Here is a 20,424-nt window from a genome sequence, read left to right on the forward strand (position 1 = left end):
GTCAACAAAAAAATGTTGACTTGTCTCAAGTACGAGGTGTATGCTAGAAATCCTGCCCAAAAATCGAGGCACGGGAACTGGCATCAGTTCATTTTGAGTCAGAGAGGACATGATCCCATGAACCAACAACAATTAGTCGAGCGCGCCCGTCAATTGAAAGAGAACGCCTACTCACCGTATTCGAACTTCCGCGTCGGAGCAGCGTTGCTCATGAAGGACGGAACGGTCATCGACGGCGTCAACGTCGAGAACGTCTCGTTCGGAGCGACGAACTGTGCCGAGCGCACGGCTGTGTTCACGGCCATCGCGCAAGGCTATAAAAAAGGTGACTTCGAAGCCGTCGCGGTGTCAGGTGACACGGTCGACTTCTTGCCGCCGTGCAGCATCTGCCGCCAAGTGCTCGTCGAGTTCGGTGACCCGGATTTTAAAGTGTTGCTCACGAACGGCAACGCCGACGTCAAAGAAGTGACGCTCGAGGAACTCGTTCCGCTCGCGTTCACAGAGCTCGAAATGTAAACAGCAATGCCGAGTCCACGTGACTCGGCATTTTTTACTGCTTTGGTTTCCATTTATTGAAGAAGTTGTGCGGGGTTTTGATGCCTTGTAGCGTCCGGAACTCATAGCCGCGTTTTTTGGAATGGCGGATGATGTAGTCGAGCGTAGCCGGTGTGATCGAGTGATCGTGCACGAGGACGATGGAGGCGATATTCGCTTTGTAGTTCGCGTTGAGCCGGGCGAACACTTGATTTTGGACGCGACGATTATCGCTCTTATAGCGCCAATCTAGACTGTCGGCGTTCCAGTCCCACATTTGGAAGCCGGCTTTCGCCATTGCTTGCCGGTGTGCTGATGTCATGTATGGATTGCTGCCGTACGGGGTGCGGACGATGTTCGATTTGACGCCTGTCACTTGGAAGACGAGCTTTTGGACCGTCTGCATCTCGCGCACGGCCGTCGTCGGCGTCCGGTAAAACTTATGACGGTCGTGCGTCATCCCGTGCAGAGCGATGAGGTGTCCTTCGGCGACGATCCGCTTCAGCAGTTTCTCATTGCCTTTTATATTGTTGCCGAGGATGAAAAACGTGGCCTTGACCTTATGCTTCCTCAAAACGTCTAGCAACGCGCCCGTCTGACGATGCGGCCCGTCATCGAACGTCAAATAAATGAGGCTGCGGTCGTTGTACGCTTTCGTTGTCGCCGCGGATGCTGGCGACAACGGGCTGAGCAACAGACAGGCCAACACGAACAAAATCAAGCTCTTCTTCATCGTATAAACCCTCCTAACTAGACGGTGCCGGCATGAAATATACGTTATCCTTTACCCGATTAGAAGGTCAAACAGCATATTTTTTTACGAGAAATGGATGATTCGCGTTGCTCGTCTCAGTTGATGGCTGACGGTGTTTTGAAGAACTGGATACTCTTGAAGTCACCAGTCGTTTTTGGGTATAACAAGGTAAAGGCGATATGAGAGAGGGGTGAATCAGTTGACTACGGTTGCTTATAATGAAGCGCGGAAAAACTTGAAGAAAGTCCTTAATCAAGTCCGCGACAATAGCGGAGCAATCACCATCGCTCGGAAAAATGGACGGAATGCGGTCATCATGCCTGAGCAAGAATACAACCGGTTGATGGAAACGATGTATTTGTTGCAAAGTCCGAAAAATGCTGAGCGACTTCAGGAATCTGTTCGACAGCTTCAACTAGTAAACACTCGACCGAACTAAAATGGACTCACACCTTTGCCGGTATGAGTCCATTTTCTATTGATATAGATCCCATAATCTTTTTGCCTGCTCCCGCATCATCTCTCGCAATTCAAGCGGTGCCACGACCTCGACTTCCGCGCCGGCCGCGAGCAACTGCCGCGACAAGAAGGAGAGTTCCGCTTCCGGCACGACCCACTCATTCTTTTCCGAGATATCGGGTAGTACGTCTTCAAGCAGACGTAGCGCTTCGACCCGGTCGATCCGATATTGACGCAATCCATAGTCCGATCGACCGAACACGTACCATTTGAAGTTGAGGAGCGCCATCCCGACCGGCTCGATTGTGAACGTCCGTTGTCCTTTCGTCGTCGCGTACGTCATCTCGACTTTTCGTTTTCGTTCGACCGCCTCATACACGTCTTTTGTGAAGGGGGCCGATGGGACGGTCTTGTTTCCGAGCCAAAGGATGTTCTTTTCGAGCCGGGCGATTTTCGTCTCAAGATCATGTGGCAACTCGTTCACGTACCAGTCGGATAGCGTGTCGCGCATGTCGCCGAACGGCACGTCCGGGATCTGTTCCATCCATTTGAGCGTGAGATATAAGGCGACCGCTTCTTGTTCCCGGAGCTGGAGCGGGGGCAACAAGCGGTTCGGCAACATCTCATAACCGCCGCCCGTGCCAGGGACGCTCCATATCGGATAGCCGAGTTCTTCAAGCGTGAACATGTCCCGTTGAATCGTCCGGACCGAGGCACCCGTCTCTGTCGCGAGTTCGTCCGCCGTGAAGCGTCGTCCCCGGTTGAGCAATCGGATCAACTGCAAATGTCGTTTTTTCAAATGAACCATTCCCGTCATGTTTTGTCGTGTTTGTCGATTAAGCTGAATGTATCACGAACCAAGGAGGAATACATCATGGCAAACGTCGTCGTATATATCGCGATGAGTTTAGATGGAAAGATCGCTCGGACGAACGATCAGCTCGACTGGTTGTTCGAAATCGAAGGGGAAGGGGACAACGGTTACGCCGACTTCTTCAAGACGGTCGGTGCGGTCATCATGGGGCGGAAGACGTATGAGGAAGTGCTCCGGCTCGAGGACAATCATTACCCGTACGCGAACATCCCGAACTACATTTTGACAAGGAGCCCAGACCGGGAAGCCGAGCACGTCACGTTCACGGACGAGCCGATCGAGCAGCTCATCGAACGATTGAAACAAGACGTCGACGGAGATATTTGGATTGTTGGGGGAGGCGAGGTTATCAAAGCAGCGATGGAGCACGACCTGATCGACAGCTATGAGATTGCCATCGCTCCGGTCGTATTAGGCGAAGGGATTCCGCTCTTCCCAGAAGGCACGAACGAGACGAAGTTGAAACTGACGAGACAACGTGCGTCGGGACAGTTCGTTATGGTTACGTACGAACGATAAACAAAAAAGTCGACCCTCAAAGAGTCGACTTAGTCTATAAAAGCGTCACATGGATAATATAAAACGACATGTGACGTTTCATCATTGAAATAGCTTATAAGAAGTTTACAAGAAATGTGATCACGACAAATGATAGACCGAGTAAGACGAATGCGTAACCTAAGATTTTTGGACTGAACCAAGAGAGAAAGAAACTAAACAAGATTTCAACTCCATCTGTCGGTGTCCCTGTTTCTTTGGATTTTGTCTGATCTTTTGATTTAATGAGCAATACGCCAAAGACGAGAAAAGGGATTGCCGCAAATAAAGATTCAAGTACACTACTCAATTCGTCACTCATTCGATTTTGCCTCGTCTCTTATAATTCAGAATGGAAATATGTGGTTGGTAGTCCTGAGAAAAAGTATATCATGCCTTTCTTCCATTTGAAGCCCATATTTAGCATAGTTGTTTGATTTAACCAATATAAGGGCCGAGTTCACGATGAACTTGGCCTCTTCTTATACATGCTTCCGCTGAAACGCAGCAATCGCTTCATACTCTTCCGCGAAATGACGCGATAAGCGAATATAAATCGGGAGTAACTCCCGGTAGATTGTCGTCGCCTCTACGTCCGGAATGTGCTCATGCGTCACTTGCGGCACCGCCGTGAAGTCGTCGATGTCACCGAACGCATACTCGCCGAGCATGACCGCACCTAAGCACGAACTCTCATGGCTCTCCGGCACGACGACCGGCGTGTCAAAGATGTCGGCCATCATCTGGCGCCATAGCTTCGACTGGGCGAAACCGCCCGTCGCATGGATCCGGTTCGGTGCGCCCGTCAGTTCGTCGAGTGCGAGCATGACCGTGTACAAGTTGAAGATGACGCCTTCTAAGACAGCGCGGATGAAGTGCTCACGCTTATGGTGGATGCTCAGGCCGAAGAATGAGCCGCGCGCGTTCGAGTCCCAGAGCGGGGCCCGTTCGCCCATCAAGTACGGGTGGAACAACAGCCCGTCGGCACCCGGCCGCACCGTCTCGGCGATATCGGTCAGGATGTCATAAGCGTCCATGCCGAGCCGTTTCGCCGTCTCGACCTCGCTCGCCGCGAACTCGTCCCGGAGCCAACGCAAGATGATGCCGCCGTTGTTTACCGGTCCACCGATGACCCAATGCTTGTCGGTCAAGGCGTAACAGAAGATCCGGCCTTTTGGGTCCTCGACCGGCTCACGGACGACCGTCCGGATGGCACCGCTCGTCCCAATCGTGACGGCGACGACGCCCGGTTCGAACGCCCCGACACCGAGGTTCGACAGCACGCCGTCGCTTGCCCCGATGACGAGCGGGAAGTCCCAGCCGAGCGTCTCACGCACGTCTTGCTTCAATTGAATGATCTCGGTCGTCGGGACGAGCTCGGACAGTTGGTCCGGTGTGACGCCGGCGATATGTAACGCCTCCGCGTCCCAGTCGCACGTCTTCAAATTGAACAGACCGGTCGCCGAGGCGATCGAATGGTCGACGACGAAGCGTCCGGTCAGGCGATAGAAGACATACTCTTTGATCGAGACGAACTTGGCGGCACGCTTGAACACGTCCGCATGTTCCGCTTTTAACCAACGCAGTTTCGACAGCGGCGCCATCGGATGGACCGGTGTGCCGGTGCGCATATGGAGCGCGCGCGCGTCAAAGTCGCGTTTGATCTCCTGCGTGTACGGGTTGGCCCGGCTATCGGCCCAGGTGATGCTGTTCGTGAGCGGACGCCCTGTATCATCGAGTGCGATCAAGCTGTGCATCGCCGAGCTGAACGAAGCGAAGCGGATCGGACCGTCGGCTTGCGCCCGGACGGCACTGACTGCTTCAAGCACCGCTCCGTAGATGACGACCGGGTCCTGCTCGGCTGTCTCCGTGTCCGGGGTGAGGAGCGGGTACAGCACGTTATGTACCGCGAGTTGTTGGTGATGTTGAAACAGGACGGCTTTCGTGCTCGTCGTCCCGATGTCGACGCCAATGGTGTACACACAATCACTTCCTTATAACAGAATGGCTAACCTGACAATCGTTGCACCTGACACTGTCTAATTCCCTGATTGGATGACGCGAAACCGTTCGCATAGGGGAATACTGTTAGCAAAGGGGAGGGAGGAAAGTGAGCGAAGCGCGATACTTTGGGACGGCAGAAACGTTCCGTCACTGGCTGCAGGATCATCCTGACGAGCGCGAGCTTTGGGTCGAGTTCCGCAAGGGCGAAGGGATGGAGTATATTCGAGTCAGTGTATGAGGCACTCTGTTTCGGCTGGATCGACGGACAAGTGAAGAATGTGGACGGGACACTCAGGCGACGCTTCGCAACCTGATCGACAAGACGAGACAAGGAAAGCAACTCGGCAATTGGAACGACGGGAAGTTAGGAGACGATGAATGAGCTGTTTCATCGTTCACCCGACGTGGTATCGGATAAGGACAACCGAACGCTACGGGAGGAGAGAGGACGATGTCGCTCAATACGACGATGCTGGTCGTACTGCTCATATTGATGGTGCTTTTGATTTCGATGCCGTTCATGCTGCTGTTTTACTTATGGATGAAAGACCGCAATCAGCGCGAGCACGCCGTCCTCCGCAACTTCCCGCTCCTCGGCAAGGTCCGCTACATCCTCGAGATGATCGGCCCCGAGCTGCGCCAATACCTATTTTCGAACGACAACGAAGCGACGCCGTTCTCGCGGAACGAGTACGAGTCGGCCGTCATTTCCGGGAAATATAAGTCGCGGCTCATCGGTTTCGGGTCGGAACGGGACTTCGACGCGAACGGCTTCTACGTCCAGAACGCCTTGTTCCCGACGCAACGGACCGACTTGAAGATTGCCCGAGACGAGACGGTGACGACGCATATGTATCATCTCGACGCCGACAATCTGTTCACGCGAAAAGAGCACATCGTCGAGCAAAAGGTGTCACCGTATTTGTTGCCGCTTGCAGACGCGCCCGTCATCGGCAAAGACACGTGCCGGGAGCCGTTCCAAGTGCGCGGCCTCATCGGTCAGTCGGCGATGAGCTTCGGCTCGCTCGGCGAGAACGCCATCAGCGCGCTCTCGATTGGTCTCGGCCGGGCGAAAGGGACGTGGATGAACACCGGGGAAGGCGGCTTGTCCGACTATCACTTGAAAGGGGACGTCGACCTCGTCTATCAGATCGGACCGGCATTGTTCGGTGTCCGTACCGAGGGCGGGGCGTTCTCATGGGAGGCGTTCGAGGAGAAGAGTGCCATCAAACAAGTGCGCGCCTTCGAGCTGAAGCTCGCCCAAGGTGCGAAGACGCGGGGCGGCCACATCGAAGGTACGAAAGTGACGCCGGAGATCGCCAAGATCCGCAACGTCAAAGTCGGCGTCAGCATCGACAGCCCGAACCGGTTCAACGAGTTCCATACGAACACGGAGATGCTCGCCTTCATCGAACGGTTGCGCGACGTCGGGGGCAAGCCGGTCGGCATCAAGCTCGTCGTCGGTCGGCTCGATGACCTTCATGACTTGATCGCCACCATGGCCACGTCCGATCGATATCCGGACTTCATCACCGTCGACGGCGGGGAAGGCGGGACCGGGGCGACGTATCAAGAGCTCGCGGACGCGGTCGGACTGCCGCTTCACGCCGCGTTGCCGTACGTCCATCGTCTCCTCGTCGAGCATGGACTGCGCGACAAGATCAAACTGTTCGCCTCCGGCAAGCTCGTGACGGCCGATAAAGTCGCCATCGCCTTAGGCCTCGGCGCGGACTTCGTCAACATCGCCCGCGGCCTCATGTTCAACGTCGGCTGCATCCAGGCACAAGTGTGTCATACGAACCGGTGCCCGGTCGGTGTCGCGACGACGGACCCGAAGCTGCAACGGGCGCTCGTCGTTGACGAGAAGAGCTTCCGGGTGACGAACTATATCATCTCGCTTCGCGAAGGGCTGTACAACTTGACGGCCGCGGCCGGGCTCACGATACCGACCGAGTTCTCGGCCGAGCACATCATCTATAAGTATGACGACGGACGGGTGAAGCCGGGGACCGAACTGTTCGGGACGAGCGACGGCTAAGAGCTGCCGCTTTTTTGTCATTGCGAAATGTGAAAATTGCGGAATAGGCTGCGGATAGGGTTATGTTTTGACAAAGCGTGGAAATGATACATATCTAGCGAAATACGGATAGAGAGGCTGAACACTATGAACAACATCGAATTTTTGTCGGCTGACCACTATCGCGTGTTCAAACAACTGGCACGGCGGTTAGAAGACCCAGGGGCGGCGGGGAAAGAATATTTCTCGGCGCTGTATGTGATCGCGGGGAACGAGCGGGTGCGTGACATTCTGCTGCCGTACGTCAACCTCGAGACAGGGAGAATCAACACATCGACAATCATCGACGACAATACGTTCGATAAGGGCGAGCTCGTCCTCGTCAAACTTGTCATCCATCTGTACAACCATAAAGAATGGGTGCTGCCGACGGAACTGATCAGCCTGCCGCAAGAGGACTATCAGCTCGCGATGCAAGCGATCACGCTCTGTCGCGACGAACAGTTCGATAAAATAACCATTCCGGACGATGAAGAAGCCTGACATGGGCTTCTTTTTGGTTGTCGTCAAACCATCTTCAAGTTCATAACGTGAAATGTTTTATGCACGTCTGAAAGGGAAATTATTAAGTATATACTAAGTATATACATAGAGAGAGAATGAACGTTATGTCGTGAAATAAGCTATTCGTAAAGGGGATAGGGGCATGAATGGATTGAATCGATTCATTTTGGTCATCACGGGCATTGTCGGGTTGGTCAGTGTTGGGGTGCTGTTGCTCGGAGTCTATGACGTCCCACGACTCAGTTCCTATCTAGAACGGTGGCAAAATCAAGACGAGTACGTATACACCATCCTCGCAATCTCCATTTTCCTTGGCATTGTGTTTATCTTGATGCTTCTGACCGGACTCATCGCCAAATCGAAATCGGAACGATATACGATCGAGACAGGGGAAGGGCGAATCACCATCTCGACCGAGAAGATCGAGAAGATGGTGTACGAATCGTTGAAGACGTTCCAAGGCGTGCGGACGCCGGACGTCAAAGTCGACATCGATTCAAAGAAAGAGAGCGTCCACGTCCATATCGATTGTTCGGTCTTCAATCGTGACGGGCTGCCGACGCTCGGGAAAGAGATTCAGACGCACGTGAAAGAGCGGCTTGAAGCATTGCTTGAATTGCCGGTGACTGACGTGTCACTCCACATTCAAGATACGAAACGTCAAACGTCAGAACGAGTCGTATAAGGAGGTGCTGTGATGGATGTGAAAACGATGTTGTTTCCTTACCGATTCCGTCTGCTCGGAGTCGTTGTCGGGATTGTCATTGCGGTACTGTTCCTGACAATCGGCTTCGGCCAGACGCTTCTCATCGTGTCGTTGGCGTTTGTTGGATTTTTACTCGGCAAGTGGGCGGACGGTGTGCTTCGGGTAGACGAATGGGTGTCATTTTTCACGCGGAAGTAAACGGAACGAGTCAGTTCGAGGATTAGGAAGGGGAGAAGGGCTATGCAAAGCGAAAACACGAATGTCCAGAAGAGCGCGTCAGACGAAACGGTGCGTCAAAACAAGTTGACGTTTGAAGACCAAGTCATCAAAAAGATTGCGGGACTTGCGACTGGTGAGGTCCAAGGCATCTTGTCGATGAGCGGTGGCTTCATGAGCGGATTCGCAGACCGGTTCCGGAGTACAGAGGACATCACGAAAGGCATCGACGCCGAAGTCGGCGAACATCAAGTCGCGCTCGATTTACGGGTCATCGTCGAATACGGAAAGAGTATACCGGGCATCTTTAACGAGACCGTCGCCAAAATCAAGAAGGCGATGCATGACATGACCGGCCTTGATGTCGTCGAGGTGAATATGCATGTCGAGGACGTCATGACGCGGGCGGAGTTCGATGCGAAAAGTAAATCGAGTGAAGAAGGTACCGAGCCGAGCCGTGATCTTGTTTGACGAGGAGCACATAGGTGACGCTTCCCAGCGGAAAAACTTTAAATACTTTGAACAGGGTAGTGTCGTCCCGCGTGGGATGACACTACCCTGTTTTCTTTTTAAAGTCTAGCTACGTGTAGCCTGTCCAAAACAGGATACGGGCAAGGAAAAAGGATGCTCGGACAAAACGGAGGTTGTTCAGTACGTTCGACTGATCACAAAGGGCTTTTCGGGACTTGCGTTTTTTGTTGAAGCGTCATCATGATGCGGTGCGATTCACTCGTATCGAGATAGCTCGCCTCGTATTCGAATAGACCGCTTTCGAGCTCGGTCACACGGACGAGTCGGACGAGAAGCTCTGTCTTGTCACCGATTTGCGGCAAGAAGATCTTCAATTCGATGGCCTCGCTGACCGGCAGGCGGACCCGGGCGTGAAAATACAGCCCTTGCAGCCCGATCTTCGTCACGAGGATCGGGGTCGAGCCGATCGACAGCTCCCGGTCGTGGAACTTGTGGATCGTCACGCTCGCCTCGAGCGAGAACGCTTGTCGCGTGACGGCTGGGCCGACCGTCTCCGTCGTCGCTAGGAAGCGGTCCTCGAGCGCCTGTTCGAACTGCTCGGCGCCGAGCGGACGGCTGAACAAGTAGCCCTGGACGATGCGGCAGTTGAGGCGTCGGACGACATCGAGTTGTTCGAGCGTCTCGACGCCTTCGATGACGACGTCCATCGCAAACTCCTCGGCCATGAACAGGATCGTCCGCACGATCGCCTGTGACTTCTTGTTCTCATGCAAGTCAGCGGCGAACTGTTGATCGATCTTGATCGTCTTGATCGGATACTGCTGCAAATAAGAGAGTGACGAGTAGCCGGTCCCGAAGTCGTCGAGGGCGACACGGATATTGGCGGCGTCGAGCTGTTCGAGCGTGTCGTGAATCTTCCGATTATCGCTCAAGACATCGGTCTCTAGTATCTCGATCTCGAGCAGCGACGGCGTGAGCGTATAGCGGCGGAGCGCCCGCGTGACCGTCTCGGCATAGTGCCCATGTAACAGTCGTTTCGGTGACACGTTGATCGACACCGGGACGACGGGGAGGTCTTTGTCCTGCCAATCGCGGAGATGGGCGCACGTATGATGGAGCACCCAATCGGCGAGTTGGATGTGGAGGTCGCTCTCTTCAGACAACGGGATGAAGTCGTTCGGCGGAATCCGTCCCCATTCGGGATGTTGCCAGCGGACGAGCGCCTCGGCCCCGACGATCCGGCCCGACCAGGCGTCGACTTTCGGTTGGAATTCAAGGAAGAGTTCGTCCTCTTCGATGGCGCGACGCAGATCGTTGCCGAGCTGATGTCGCCGATACGAGTCGATATTGAAGCTCGAGGCGTAAAAGACGAACCGGTCCATGCCCGGCAAGTTCGTCCGGCCGAGTGCCGTGTTGGCGTACTGCAGCAGCTCTTCGGCGACGGTCGAGTCATGCGGATAGCGGCTGACCCCGATCGAGACGGGCGGGCGCCATTCGTACGGGCCGACTTGGATATGTTTCTCCCCGAGCTTGAGCAAAGACTGGCAGTTCATGATCAACGAGGGCTCGTCCGTGACATCGGGCAAGAGCAACATGAATTCGTCCCCCCCGAGATGACCGACGAAACTGCCGTTCGGCAATCGATGGAGCAGGGCCGACGTCGCCGCGGCGATCCAGTCATCTCCTACGGTGTAGCCGAAGTCGTGATTGATCCGGTGAATCGAGTTGAAGCTGATCGTCAGGACCGCGATGTGCTCGTATTGCTCCATCCGTTCGTCCAGCTCATGGAGAAACAGGCTCCGGTTCGGCAGACCGGTGAGCGAGTCGTGCATGGCGAGCTGCCAGATCTGTTCTTCTTGCGTCTTCAGACGGGTGATGTCGTGGGCGATACTGATGACGGCCATGACCGTACCGTCGTCGTCAAACTTCGGGATGAGGCGTTCCTCGACCCATTTGACGCTGTCGGTAAAGTTGGTCCGGTAGAGCACGGTCGTTTCCTGCCCCGCTTCGACACTTGTATGGGCGGCCCGGACTTTGGCCAAGTCGTTCCGATGGATCACGTGATGGCAAGATGTCGGGTCCTCGCTCATCGCTTGCGGTGCCGTCTGGAACAACGTCTCAAATCCGGCGGTATAAAACTCGAGCTTACCGGTCCGTAAATCTTTTCGGTAAATGGACGCCTCAACGTGCTTGTATAAGTCGCGAAGCCGTTCCACCTCGCTCTTTAAGCGGTCGTCTTGCGTGATGTCCCGGGCGATCCCGTACACGCCGACGATCGAGTGGTTATTATAGGCAGGGATGTTGGTGATTTGCAGCTTTAACATGCGGCCGTCCTTCTGTTTCGCCATGCATGTGTATGTCTCTTCAGTTCCTGAAAGGGCGCTTGCGAAATACGTTTGGATCCGTTCGGCGTCTGCTTCGGTCGTGAAGCGGGCGAAGTGTGTGAACAGCTCACGCTTCGTGTAGCCGAGCAAGAGCGACAATTTCTCGTTGGCGTCGACGATGTTCCCGTGGATGTCGAGCAAGAAGACCGGGTCGAGGTGTCCTTCGATGAAGTGGCGGTCGTTCGTGGCGTCAGCGAGTGCGATCGGTAAGTCAGTGGCAGCCAATCGAGATTTGAGCGGATTGATCCAGTTGAACCGAGTCATAGTTTCCTCCTTAATCTGAATATATCGAGTCAGGAACGGTGAAACATTCCAGATTTTTATTTCCAATCATTACAAAAACAGCAGCGTTTACAAATATACGCATAATTTGACGAGTAGTAAATATGTTTGAGTGAAGAGTCGGGAAAACGGGAAAATAGACCTAAAGCGTCGCGATATTAGAAGAATCGGGCAATCGTTTATATGTATACACCAACATGAATGACATCACACTATATATTTTCGATGTATATTATTTCCATATAATGATAGCGGAGTAAGCGTAGCCAGACTGTGATTCGAAGCACTGAGCGTGTCAGCCGACAGACCAGCATACCCATAACACGAAAATAAGTAAATCATGCGTCTCAAAGTATACACCTAATTTAAGGAACGGTCATGGAATTCATATAAGCGATGTGCTATCACATGATCGACGACCCGGCTCGTGCGGTGACATGCATGCCACGGACGAAACGTGAGGATAAATCGACCTTGTCCCTTGAGCTCGGGGCAACTTGTGCTCGCAGACGGGGGAGGGGCTGACCTTCGCCCGTTGCTTGACCGAATGAAAGATATGGTGCCGGAAAGCACCATCCAAGAAGACAGGCGGTTCATTCTTAGACGGTTAGAAGGTGCAGTCTGGTGAACAAATCAATGATCAGCTATGTCGCTGCCTTAGTTTCGCTACTTTTGGTCGGAATTCTATTTGTCCAGTTGCTTAGACTCGACTATGGTCACCGGTTGATTCCGACCAAAACCCATGAAGCGAGAGAGTTCAGGACGCTAGTGGGTGAGAGCAGAGAACTTGAAGGAGAGCTGATCGATATCTACATTCATCAAAACGAGGACGAATTGTCCGAGGCGATTTTGACGAACCTCAAATACGCGCTCGACTACGCCAAACTCCCATACACATCGATCACGGCTGCACAAATCGAGGGGCTCGCCCCGTCACCGCATAACGTGCTCGTCTTGAGCGGGGAAAACACGGAGCAGTGGCCGTACGAGACGATCAAACAGTTCGTCGAACAAGGGGGGCGTCTCTATATCGCCGGACGTTTCATCGATGCGAAGTGGGCCGACCTCGTCGGCGTCAGCGATTTCGGGGACTTTCTGGACGGGGTCAACGGGCTTATCTTTGAACGAGAACTCTTCCCGGGCTATGTCGATCTGCCGCTAGACTCTGAATTGTTTATCCATTGGGTATAAATACCCAAAGGGGGTGAATATCATGTTGAAGCATAAGGCTTACAAATTCCGAATATATCCGACAAAGGAGCAGGAAATCCTGATTGCCAAGACAATCGGTTGTTCACGTTTCGTCTTCAACCACTTCTTAGCGAAGTGGGAAGAAACCTACAAGACGACAGGAAAAGGCTTGTCCTACGGTTCCTGTTCGAAAGAAATTCCTACCTTGAAGCAACAGTTTGACTGGCTAAAAGAAGTCGATAGCACATCTGTCCAGACCAGCGTCAAACATCTAGCCGAGGCGTATGAACGCTTCTTCAAGAAGCAGAACGAACGGCCACGGTTCAAGTCGAAGCGGAACCCTGTCCAATCCTACAGGACCAACATCCAAGGCAAGTCTCAACTTCCTGAGGTGTCGATCGTCGGCGACCGGCTCAAACTGCCGAAATTGAAGTGGGTCCGGTTCGCCAACTCGAGGCAGGTCGAGGGCCGCATCTTGAACGCCACAATCCGGCGTAACGCCTCAGGCAAATACTTCGTCTCCCTCCTCGTCGAGCAGGAAATCGACGAACTGCCGAAGACCTGCTCAACCGTCGGCGTCGACGTCGGACTCAAGAACTTCGCCATCCTGTCTGACGGCACGGTGTACCAAAACGACCGCTATTTCCGCACGCTTGAGAAGAGACTGGCGCGCGAGCAGCGCAAGCTCTCCCGCCGTCAGCTCATTGCCTTGGACAAGAACATCAAGCTGTCCGAGGCGAGAAACTATCAGAAACAAAAACGCAAGGTCGCCCGCATCCATGAGAAGATCGCCAACAAGCGTACCGACTTCCTGCACAAGGTATCGACCGAGATCGTCAAAAACCACGACGTCATCGGCATCGAGACCTTGCAGGTGAAGAACATGCAGAAGAACCGCAAGTTGGGCAAGTCCATCTCCGAAGTCAGTTGGTCGGAGTTCTTCCGCATGCTCGAATACAAGGCCGGCTGGTACGGGAAGACAGTCGTGAAGGTCGGCAAGACCTTTGCCTCGAGTCAACTCTGTTCGAGTTGTGGCCATCAACACAAAGACGTGAAGCATCTTGGTCTGCGTGAGTGGACATGCCCGGGTTGCGGAATCCACCACGACCGCGATGTGAACGCAGGACTGAACTTGAAACTAGAGGCTGAACGAATCTTAGCCTCTTCAACCGTAGGGACGACGGGGCTAGCCTGATCAGGTTCCGGTCGTTAGACCGGATGACTCAGGAATCCTCCACCTCTAAGCGAAGCGTAGGTGGGGGTAGTTCAAGAACACTTATATAACTTTCCGCGCATTTCGAGCGGATATAATGAAACGATAGACGACCAGTTCGTTGTCGTCGACGCGATCGCGAACTTTGGACTCGTGTCGCACTTTATCCATCCTGACGACGTGCTGGACGAACGGCGTTCGAAAGGACAGGGCTGGGCGACGATGAAAGACTCGTTTGAAGACATGTTCAAGATGATTGACCGGACGTATCCGCATCTCGAGGCGCTCACCCAGTATGACGCCTATCAAAAGTACGAACTGTATCAACAAGCAGACATCGAGGTCGCTTATACTGAGGACACGATTGAAATAAACAGCCGCAAGATGCTGATTCCGTCGACGATGCTCATCCGTCTGCAGGCAGGAACATATTTGGAAACGGGCACGTTCTCGTTCGGAAACGTTCGCCCGTTCGGGGACAGCGGGACGTTGTATCAACTTAAATTGAAGACGTCTTACGTCAGTCTGGAGATTAAGAGTGATGCCAAGTAGATAGCAAACAAACGACTCCTCCGAGCATCTCAGAGGAGTCGTTATGTGTATTGAAAGGCAGAAACGCGACAAGGGCAGACCCGTGAGCGAGTCATGCATGGCAAGTTGCCAAATCTGCTCTGCTTGCTCTTTGAGACGACGCCCGTAACTTTATCAAAATTAGGCGAGAATACGCCCACTTCTAAACGTTAAGGGTGAAGCCCTAGTGAAAGTGGGAGATGAATCGCCAATCTCTCTTTTGGGTATAAATACCTAAAGGAGGTGAACATCATGTTGAAGCATAAAGCGTATAAATTCCGGATCTATCCGACAGCGGAGCAGGAAACCCTGATTGCCAAGACAATCGGCTGTTCACGCTTCGTCTTCAACCACTTCTTGTCGAAGTGGGAAGAAACCTACAAGACGACAGGGAAAGGCTTGTCCTACGGTTCCTGTTCGAAAGAAATTCCCACCTTGAAGCAACAGTTCGACTGGCTGAGGGAGGTCGATAGTACTTCTGTGCAAAATAGCGTCAAACATCTGGCCGAGGCGTTTGAACGCTTCTTCAAGAGGCAGAACGAACGGCCACGGTTCAAGTCGAAGCGGAACCCTGTCCAATCCTACAGGACCAACATCCAAGGCAAGTCTCAACTTCCTGAGGTGTCGATCGTCGGCGACCGGCTCAAACTGCCGAAATTGAAGTGGGTCCGGTTCGCCAACTCGAGGCAGGTCGAGGGCCGCATCTTGAACGCCACAATCCGGCGTAACGCCTCAGGCAAATACTTCGTCTCCCTCCTCGTCGAGCAGGAAATCGACGAACTGCCGAAGACCGGCTCAACCGTCGGCGTCGACGTCGGACTCAAGAACTTCGCCATCCTGTCTGACGGCACGGTGTACCAAAACGACCGCTATTTCCGCACGCTTGAGAAGAGACTGGCGCGCGAGCAGCGCAAGCTCTCCCGCCGTCAGCTCATTGCCTTGGACAAGAACATCAAGCTGTCCGAGGCGAGAAACTATCAGAAACAAAAACGCAAGGTCGCCCGCATCCATGAGAAGATCGCCAACAAGCGTACCGACTTCCTGCACAAGGTATCGACCGAGATCGTCAAAAACCACGACGTCATCGGCATCGAGACCTTGCAGGTGAAGAACATGCAGAAGAACCGCAAGTTGGGCAAGTCCATCTCCGAAGTCAGTTGGTCGGAGTTCTTCCGCATGCTCGAATACAAGGCGGACTGGTACGGGAAGACCGTCGTGAAGGTCGGCAAGACCTTTGCCTCGAGCCAGCTCTGTTCGAGTTGTGGCCATCAACACAAAGACGTGAAGCATCTTGGTCTGCGTGAGTATAAATGATAGTTTTAAGATGTCCTAAAACGTTGGGATAACAATGTACAATTTCGTCTCCTTCTCGCATACTTGTTCACGAGGTGAACGACTATGCAAATTCAATTAAACGTAGACACGACGTTCGAGGTAAACGAACTTTCGGACCTACGGACATTCAATGACATGATGGAGAAGATGAACATGAAAATCAACAAGAGCCAACTCGCCAGAGAGATGGGTGTCGACCGGAGGACGGTCAATAAATATCTCAACGGCTACCAGAAGCCAACAACGAGAAACCGGGAATCGGTGATCGATGCGTATTATCCGATCATCCGGGCCCTCCTGTCGGAGGATTCCAAGCAACGATTCTATTATCGACGCATCCTCTGGCAATACCTGAAAGACAACCATGGGTTGGAGTGTGCTGACTCGACATTCCGGAGCTACATCAGACGGCATCCCGAGTTCGCCGCCTATTTCAACGAGAATAAAAAAATGCCCGCAGCCGGGCAACACGTCCGCTTCGAGACGGCCCCCGGCAAACAGGCGCAACTAGACTGGAAAGAGTCAATCCGTTACGAGACACGCGACGGCGAGACGATCGAGGTGAACGTGGCGGTGCTGATACTCTCGTATTCCCGTTTTCGTTTCTTCCACCTCAGTCTGTCAAAATCGCAAGATGTCGTCCTCTCGTTTTTGACGCAGGCGTTCGAGAAACTCGACGGGGTTCCCGATGAGCTCGTTACAGACAATATGAGCACCGTCATGACGGAGGCGCGTACACGATACGGCGAGGGCGTCGTGAACCGCCGGTTCGAGGAGTTCGCGAAGGATTTCGGTTTCCAGGTGAAACCTTGCATCGCCGGGCGGCCGCAGACGAAAGGGAAGGTCGAGGCGCCGATGAAAATCTTGGACGAGATTCACGCCTACCAGGGCAAATATAACCTCGAGGAGCTGCACGACTACATCGAGAGACTGTGTAGACGAATCAATAGCGAGATCCATCAAGGGACCGGAAAGATCCCGATTCTGGAGCTACAAAAAGAAAGGAACCTCCTACTCCAGCTACCAACTGAACGAGTAAGAGATTCCTATCGCATCAAGCACGCCCGGGCCAAGGTGAACCACTCCAACATGGTCTCGTACCGCTCGAACCAGTATTCCGTACCAACCGGATATGAAGGCGAACGGGTGGCACTCGAGGTGCATGACGATTACTTGTGGATTTATCATAACACGAAACCGATCGCCCAACATCGTCTTAGCGACAACAAATTGAACTATCTGGAGCACCATTATCTTCAACAGCTTAGCCAGACGGTCGGCGACCGGGGCGGCATCGACGAGATGGCTCGGCGCAACCTGCAGCTCATGGACGAGAGGTACCGGTCATGAGGGAGACGAACAGCTACAAGCAGCTACGAGAGAACCTCATGTCACTCAACCTCGATCAGATGGCTATCCACCTCGATGAGGTAATCGACTTCGGGATTCAGAGCGGGGCGTCGCTGACCGAGGTGCTCGTCAAGCTCACGAACCACCAAATCGACGTCCAGGAAAAGCAGAAGACGCACCGGATGATTCGATCGGCAGCCCTGCCCAGCCCGAAGGGGCTCGATACGTTCGACTTCTCTTTCCAGCCGTCCTTGAACCGGGAACAGATCCTAGACCTTCATACGCTTCGCTTCATCGAGCGGAACGAGAACGTGGTGTTCCTAGGCCCGAGCGGTGTCGGGAAGACGCACCTCGCGACATCAATCGGGGTGACGGCGGCGCTCGCCCGCCATAACACTTATTTCACGAAGTGCCACGACCTTATCCAAAAGTTGCGGACCGCGAAGCAGGAGAACCGCTTGGAGAGCAAGCTGAAACACTTCTCCAGATATCGCCTCTTGATCATCGATGAGATTGGGTATCTCCCAATCGACGCAGAGGACGCCAAAATCTTTTTCCAACTCATCGACCAGCGGTACGAAAAAAAGAGCACGATCCTGACCACGAACATCAACTTCGGCTCATGGGAGGAGGTGTTCGTCGATCCGAAACTGGCAAACGCCATCTTGGATAGGATTCTACACCACGCAACCGTGGTGCCAATCACCGGGGACTCTTATCGATTGAAAGACCATCGGTCAGAACAAACTGTGGCTGATGAAGTGAGCAATAGTGAGCATTATTAAGCGAACGAAATTGTACATAAAGACGTTGACATTTATACGTGAGTGGACATGCCCGGGCTGCGGGATCCACCACGACCGCGATGTGAACGCAGGACTGAACTTGAAACGAGAGGCTGAACGAATCTTGGCCTCTTCAACCGTCGGGACGACGGGGCTAGCCTGATCAGGTTCCGGTCGTTAGACCGGATGACTCAGGAATCCTCCACCTCTAAGCGAAGCGTAGGTGGGGGTAGTTCAATGGGTGGTCGCTGTCGCCTTGAAGGAACGACGATAAAAATCTTCGAATCGAATTTCATTACGAAGCAGCGTTCGACCAGTCATACAGACGCGCGTGACGTTTTGACTTCGGTCACTCGGAGTGACGAAGTAATCGTCCGGATAACGTGTCAAAATGGCGCAGACGAGGAAACGCATGACGGAATCATCATCCGTTATCCAGCCGTCGTTGTCCCAATCGATATTATCGAGCGACAGGCGAATCCGGTCCTCATTCCGGTCGAATCGGTTGAAGGCGATGCGTCTTGTCTCCGGTCCTTCGAATGGACGGAACTCATGGGTCACACCGTCTGGAGAAATCGTCCCGATGACGTAACCTGTTGTCCAAGCCTTGCCGCTTCCGTCCCAGACGGAGAAGACATGGCCCGGGTAGACGAACGGGACACCGCCACGAGTAAATGGCTGTTTATACTCATGCAAATGACCTAACGCATAGTAGTCGTAGCCGAGCGAGGCGACAACGTCTTTAGGGAAGTCGGTACGATTGCCGTGGGTCAGAAACAGATTCGGATAAGCGTCTCGTCGCTGTGGCACAGTTACAAAGGATTCAGACAATCCAATTCGTCTAGCTTCACAACTAAGACCATATATACCGGCACCGAGTCGTACATCGAAGACGTAGTCGGGTTCCAAGAAACAATGGACGTGCTCAACCGTCTCCCATACATCCGTATAGACTGAACGATGTACATCGTGGTCACCGAAGATGATGTATACGGATGCACCGAGTCTTGTCCAGTCTCGTAAATATGGAAGGAAGTCATTCGGATCGCTCACTTCGATGTCACCGGCGACGAGAACTGCCTGGATGCTTTCGGTATGGATGACGTGAGCCAACTGATTGAGTTTGTCTCGCTGAATATCAAAACTTGAATGTTCTACAAGGATGTTCGTGTCGTCATATCTTGCGTGATGGATATCGGCGATGTGAATGAAACGGGTCATGGCTCAGCCTCCTCTAAGTCTCATCTACATTGTCCGATACGTGCCGAGCACGCGTTTCCGGAAAGAGCAGCGTGGTGGAGCGACGTCGTTGCTCGTACTTGCAACATTCATGTATGACGCAATCGGGCCAGCAAGGCGATCGTCATCTTCTCGATGAAGTTGTAGCTGATCACGCACGGCTCGAATCCGAGCTCGTTGTTCGAGGCATCGGGCAGCATTGTGATCATACCCGATGAGCCGGTGACAGCAGTCGCCGTCGTCACACGGTCGAGAAGGGAGAACTCGAACAGAACGTCGTGCGTGTCCTCATCGTACGTACCCGTGATGGCGGCGATTGGTCGATCATGTTTTAAAATCTGGAATAAGAAGTTGGATAACATGACATTCTTTACTTGCGGTCCGTTCATCTCATAGTAGAGGTAACTGCGTTCGTGACCGATGTCGATGATTTGCTGGATCAATTCGTTGAAGCACGTCTCGATGTCGTAGCCGGCATCGGTGAGTTCAAAATATTCAAATTCCTCGAATGCATGATAGAGCGTCTGCGAGCTGTTTGCTTGAATGAATGGTGTGAGCAAAGTGATCCGTCCCCTTTTAGATATAATTTTGATCTTGTCTCTATCATACACAGACGATACGGCGATTAATTTTACAAAAAATAGAAGTTTTTACTCATCATTGTTTATATATCCCAAGTGTATCAACCACTGACGAGACGAGGCCGGATGGACAAATGTCACAATACAAAAGACCGATCCAAAACGGATCGGTCTGGCCGTTCATTTCTTCTCGACCGCATGCCCGCCGAACTCATTTCTTAGCGCAGCGACGACCTTGCCGGAGAACGTGTCCTCCTCGAGCGAGCGTTGGCGCATCATGAGCGACATGGCGATGACGGGTGCCGGTAACCTGCACTAGATATTATTTTGAGTTATCTTCAAAATAATCGATAAAAAT

At 53.1% G+C, this 20,424-nt stretch carries 22 protein-coding genes and 2 pseudogenes; 16 read left to right on the forward strand and 8 right to left on the reverse strand.

The window, feature by feature from the left end:
- The first annotated feature begins 117 nt into the window (after window positions 1-117).
- Entirely contained in the window at window positions 118-516 is a 399-nt protein-coding gene (locus EVJ26_RS10980) for a cytidine deaminase (RefSeq protein ID WP_016507888.1), read from the forward strand.
- A gap of 34 nt (window positions 517-550) precedes the next feature.
- Here the strand turns inward: EVJ26_RS10980 and EVJ26_RS10985 are convergent, their stop codons facing one another.
- Window positions 551-1,267, reverse strand: coding sequence for a polysaccharide deacetylase family protein (locus tag EVJ26_RS10985; RefSeq protein WP_131470415.1), 717 nt, complete (start codon window positions 1,265-1,267; stop codon window positions 551-553).
- A 220-nt stretch (window positions 1,268-1,487) separates the two neighbouring features.
- Between EVJ26_RS10985 and EVJ26_RS10990 the strand changes: the two genes are divergently transcribed.
- A complete protein-coding gene (locus EVJ26_RS10990) occupies window positions 1,488-1,727 on the forward strand; it encodes a type II toxin-antitoxin system Phd/YefM family antitoxin (protein ID WP_131470416.1) in 240 nt (79 codons plus the stop codon).
- Window positions 1,728-1,763: 36 nt separating this feature from the next.
- On the opposite strand, the gene EVJ26_RS10995 is transcribed toward EVJ26_RS10990, so the two are convergent.
- Window positions 1,764-2,555, reverse strand: a complete 792-nt coding sequence (locus tag EVJ26_RS10995; RefSeq protein ID WP_131470417.1) for a helix-turn-helix transcriptional regulator — start codon at window positions 2,553-2,555, stop codon at window positions 1,764-1,766.
- A gap of 66 nt (window positions 2,556-2,621) precedes the next feature.
- Between EVJ26_RS10995 and EVJ26_RS11000 the strand changes: the two genes are divergently transcribed.
- Window positions 2,622-3,140: a dihydrofolate reductase family protein gene (locus EVJ26_RS11000; RefSeq protein ID WP_131470418.1), complete on the forward strand. Its 519-nt coding sequence runs from the start codon at window positions 2,622-2,624 to the stop codon at window positions 3,138-3,140.
- Between the two features lie 94 nt (window positions 3,141-3,234).
- Here EVJ26_RS11000 and EVJ26_RS11005 read toward each other — a convergent pair whose 3' ends face one another.
- Together EVJ26_RS11005 and gntK are read right to left on the reverse strand one after the other, a co-directional pair.
- On the reverse strand, window positions 3,235-3,480 hold the full coding sequence (locus EVJ26_RS11005; RefSeq protein WP_131470419.1) for a hypothetical protein: 246 nt from the start codon (window positions 3,478-3,480) through the stop codon (window positions 3,235-3,237).
- A gap of 160 nt (window positions 3,481-3,640) precedes the next feature.
- Window positions 3,641-5,140, reverse strand: a complete 1,500-nt coding sequence (gene gntK / locus EVJ26_RS11010; protein WP_131470420.1) for a gluconokinase — start codon at window positions 5,138-5,140, stop codon at window positions 3,641-3,643.
- Window positions 5,141-5,268: 128 nt separating this feature from the next.
- On the opposite strand from gntK, the gene EVJ26_RS14570 reads away from it, so the two are divergent.
- From EVJ26_RS14570 to EVJ26_RS11035, 6 genes are all read left to right on the forward strand, one after another.
- Window positions 5,269-5,400, forward strand: coding sequence for a hypothetical protein (locus tag EVJ26_RS14570; protein ID WP_255569959.1), 132 nt, complete (start codon window positions 5,269-5,271; stop codon window positions 5,398-5,400).
- 213 nt (window positions 5,401-5,613) lie between these two features.
- The gene (locus tag EVJ26_RS11015) at window positions 5,614-7,200 is read left to right on the forward strand and encodes an FMN-binding glutamate synthase family protein (protein ID WP_131470421.1); all 1,587 of its coding nucleotides are present in this window, start codon (window positions 5,614-5,616) and stop codon (window positions 7,198-7,200) included.
- A 126-nt stretch (window positions 7,201-7,326) separates the two neighbouring features.
- Window positions 7,327-7,722 carry a hypothetical protein gene (locus EVJ26_RS11020; protein ID WP_131458523.1) on the forward strand — a complete coding sequence of 132 codons (396 nt, stop codon included), beginning with the start codon at window positions 7,327-7,329 and terminating at the stop codon, window positions 7,720-7,722.
- A gap of 163 nt (window positions 7,723-7,885) precedes the next feature.
- Window positions 7,886-8,428 carry an alkaline shock response membrane anchor protein AmaP gene (gene amaP / locus EVJ26_RS11025; RefSeq protein WP_070328388.1) on the forward strand — a complete coding sequence of 181 codons (543 nt, stop codon included), beginning with the start codon at window positions 7,886-7,888 and terminating at the stop codon, window positions 8,426-8,428.
- A gap of 12 nt (window positions 8,429-8,440) precedes the next feature.
- Window positions 8,441-8,647 carry a DUF2273 domain-containing protein gene (locus EVJ26_RS11030; RefSeq protein WP_131458524.1) on the forward strand — a complete coding sequence of 69 codons (207 nt, stop codon included), beginning with the start codon at window positions 8,441-8,443 and terminating at the stop codon, window positions 8,645-8,647.
- A gap of 42 nt (window positions 8,648-8,689) precedes the next feature.
- Window positions 8,690-9,136 carry an Asp23/Gls24 family envelope stress response protein gene (locus EVJ26_RS11035; protein WP_131458525.1) on the forward strand — a complete coding sequence of 149 codons (447 nt, stop codon included), beginning with the start codon at window positions 8,690-8,692 and terminating at the stop codon, window positions 9,134-9,136.
- Between the two features lie 194 nt (window positions 9,137-9,330).
- On the opposite strand, the gene EVJ26_RS11040 is transcribed toward EVJ26_RS11035, so the two are convergent.
- Window positions 9,331-11,784, reverse strand: coding sequence for a sensor domain-containing protein (locus tag EVJ26_RS11040; RefSeq protein ID WP_131470422.1), 2,454 nt, complete (start codon window positions 11,782-11,784; stop codon window positions 9,331-9,333).
- A gap of 642 nt (window positions 11,785-12,426) precedes the next feature.
- On the opposite strand from EVJ26_RS11040, the gene EVJ26_RS11045 reads away from it, so the two are divergent.
- The 7 genes and pseudogenes from EVJ26_RS11045 to EVJ26_RS11075 form a co-directional block, all read left to right on the forward strand.
- The gene (locus tag EVJ26_RS11045) at window positions 12,427-12,993 is read left to right on the forward strand and encodes a hypothetical protein (protein ID WP_201738365.1); all 567 of its coding nucleotides are present in this window, start codon (window positions 12,427-12,429) and stop codon (window positions 12,991-12,993) included.
- A gap of 22 nt (window positions 12,994-13,015) precedes the next feature.
- On the forward strand, window positions 13,016-14,188 hold the full coding sequence (gene tnpB / locus EVJ26_RS11050) for an IS200/IS605 family element RNA-guided endonuclease TnpB (RefSeq protein ID WP_131470423.1): 1,173 nt from the start codon (window positions 13,016-13,018) through the stop codon (window positions 14,186-14,188).
- Between the two features lie 60 nt (window positions 14,189-14,248).
- Window positions 14,249-14,758, forward strand: coding sequence for a DUF2194 domain-containing protein (locus EVJ26_RS11055; RefSeq protein WP_131470424.1), 510 nt, complete (start codon window positions 14,249-14,251; stop codon window positions 14,756-14,758).
- Between the two features lie 270 nt (window positions 14,759-15,028).
- The gene (gene tnpB / locus EVJ26_RS11060; RefSeq protein ID WP_236635560.1) at window positions 15,029-16,090 is read left to right on the forward strand and encodes an IS200/IS605 family element RNA-guided endonuclease TnpB; all 1,062 of its coding nucleotides are present in this window, start codon (window positions 15,029-15,031) and stop codon (window positions 16,088-16,090) included.
- 84 nt (window positions 16,091-16,174) lie between these two features.
- Window positions 16,175-17,461, forward strand: coding sequence for an IS21 family transposase (gene istA / locus EVJ26_RS11065; RefSeq protein WP_131458835.1), 1,287 nt, complete (start codon window positions 16,175-16,177; stop codon window positions 17,459-17,461).
- Window positions 17,458-18,246 (forward strand): IS21-like element helper ATPase IstB, encoded by a 789-nt coding sequence (gene istB / locus EVJ26_RS11070; protein ID WP_131458834.1) that lies wholly within the window; start codon window positions 17,458-17,460, stop codon window positions 18,244-18,246. The genes istA and istB overlap by 4 nt, the downstream gene beginning before the upstream one ends.
- Window positions 18,247-18,280: 34 nt before the next feature.
- Window positions 18,281-18,409: pseudogene (locus EVJ26_RS11075) on the forward strand (zinc ribbon domain-containing protein); the annotation flags it as partial.
- A gap of 71 nt (window positions 18,410-18,480) precedes the next feature.
- Here EVJ26_RS11075 and EVJ26_RS11080 read toward each other — a convergent pair.
- The 3 genes and pseudogenes from EVJ26_RS11080 to EVJ26_RS11090 all read right to left on the reverse strand — a co-directional run.
- On the reverse strand, window positions 18,481-19,467 hold the full coding sequence (locus tag EVJ26_RS11080) for a metallophosphoesterase family protein (RefSeq protein ID WP_070328393.1): 987 nt from the start codon (window positions 19,465-19,467) through the stop codon (window positions 18,481-18,483).
- Window positions 19,468-19,574: 107 nt separating this feature from the next.
- On the reverse strand, window positions 19,575-20,045 hold the full coding sequence (locus EVJ26_RS11085; RefSeq protein ID WP_131470426.1) for a hypothetical protein: 471 nt from the start codon (window positions 20,043-20,045) through the stop codon (window positions 19,575-19,577).
- A gap of 201 nt (window positions 20,046-20,246) precedes the next feature.
- Window positions 20,247-20,375 (reverse strand): annotated as a pseudogene (locus tag EVJ26_RS11090) (phosphogluconate dehydrogenase (NAD(+)-dependent, decarboxylating)); the annotation flags it as partial.
- Window positions 20,376-20,424: the final 49 nt, after the last annotated feature.

The sequence above is a fragment of the Exiguobacterium sp. SH3S1 genome, from assembly GCF_004337105.1.
In the GTDB taxonomy this organism is placed as follows: domain Bacteria; phylum Bacillota; class Bacilli; order Exiguobacteriales; family Exiguobacteriaceae; genus Exiguobacterium; species Exiguobacterium aurantiacum_A.

Bases quoted from the DNA above. Each gene is read 5' to 3' on its own strand.
- EVJ26_RS10980 (WP_016507888.1), top strand. From the start codon at position 118: ATGAACCAACAACAATTAGTCGAGCGCGCCCGTCAATTGAAAGAGAAC.
- EVJ26_RS10985 (WP_131470415.1), bottom strand. From the start codon at position 1,267: ATGAAGAAGAGCTTGATTTTGTTCGTGTTGGCCTGTCTGTTGCTCAGC.
- EVJ26_RS10995 (WP_131470417.1), bottom strand. From the start codon at position 2,555: ATGGTTCATTTGAAAAAACGACATTTGCAGTTGATCCGATTGCTCAAC.
- EVJ26_RS11000 (WP_131470418.1), top strand. From the start codon at position 2,622: ATGGCAAACGTCGTCGTATATATCGCGATGAGTTTAGATGGAAAGATC.
- EVJ26_RS11005 (WP_131470419.1), bottom strand. From the start codon at position 3,480: ATGAGTGACGAATTGAGTAGTGTACTTGAATCTTTATTTGCGGCAATC.
- EVJ26_RS11015 (WP_131470421.1), top strand. From the start codon at position 5,614: ATGTCGCTCAATACGACGATGCTGGTCGTACTGCTCATATTGATGGTG.
- EVJ26_RS11020 (WP_131458523.1), top strand. From the start codon at position 7,327: ATGAACAACATCGAATTTTTGTCGGCTGACCACTATCGCGTGTTCAAA.
- amaP (WP_070328388.1), top strand. From the start codon at position 7,886: ATGAATGGATTGAATCGATTCATTTTGGTCATCACGGGCATTGTCGGG.
- EVJ26_RS11030 (WP_131458524.1), top strand. From the start codon at position 8,441: ATGGATGTGAAAACGATGTTGTTTCCTTACCGATTCCGTCTGCTCGGA.
- EVJ26_RS11035 (WP_131458525.1), top strand. From the start codon at position 8,690: ATGCAAAGCGAAAACACGAATGTCCAGAAGAGCGCGTCAGACGAAACG.
- EVJ26_RS11040 (WP_131470422.1), bottom strand. From the start codon at position 11,784: ATGACTCGGTTCAACTGGATCAATCCGCTCAAATCTCGATTGGCTGCC.
- tnpB (WP_131470423.1), top strand. From the start codon at position 13,016: ATGTTGAAGCATAAGGCTTACAAATTCCGAATATATCCGACAAAGGAG.
- tnpB (WP_236635560.1), top strand. From the start codon at position 15,029: ATGTTGAAGCATAAAGCGTATAAATTCCGGATCTATCCGACAGCGGAG.
- istA (WP_131458835.1), top strand. From the start codon at position 16,175: ATGCAAATTCAATTAAACGTAGACACGACGTTCGAGGTAAACGAACTT.
- istB (WP_131458834.1), top strand. From the start codon at position 17,458: ATGAGGGAGACGAACAGCTACAAGCAGCTACGAGAGAACCTCATGTCA.
- EVJ26_RS11080 (WP_070328393.1), bottom strand. From the start codon at position 19,467: ATGACCCGTTTCATTCACATCGCCGATATCCATCACGCAAGATATGAC.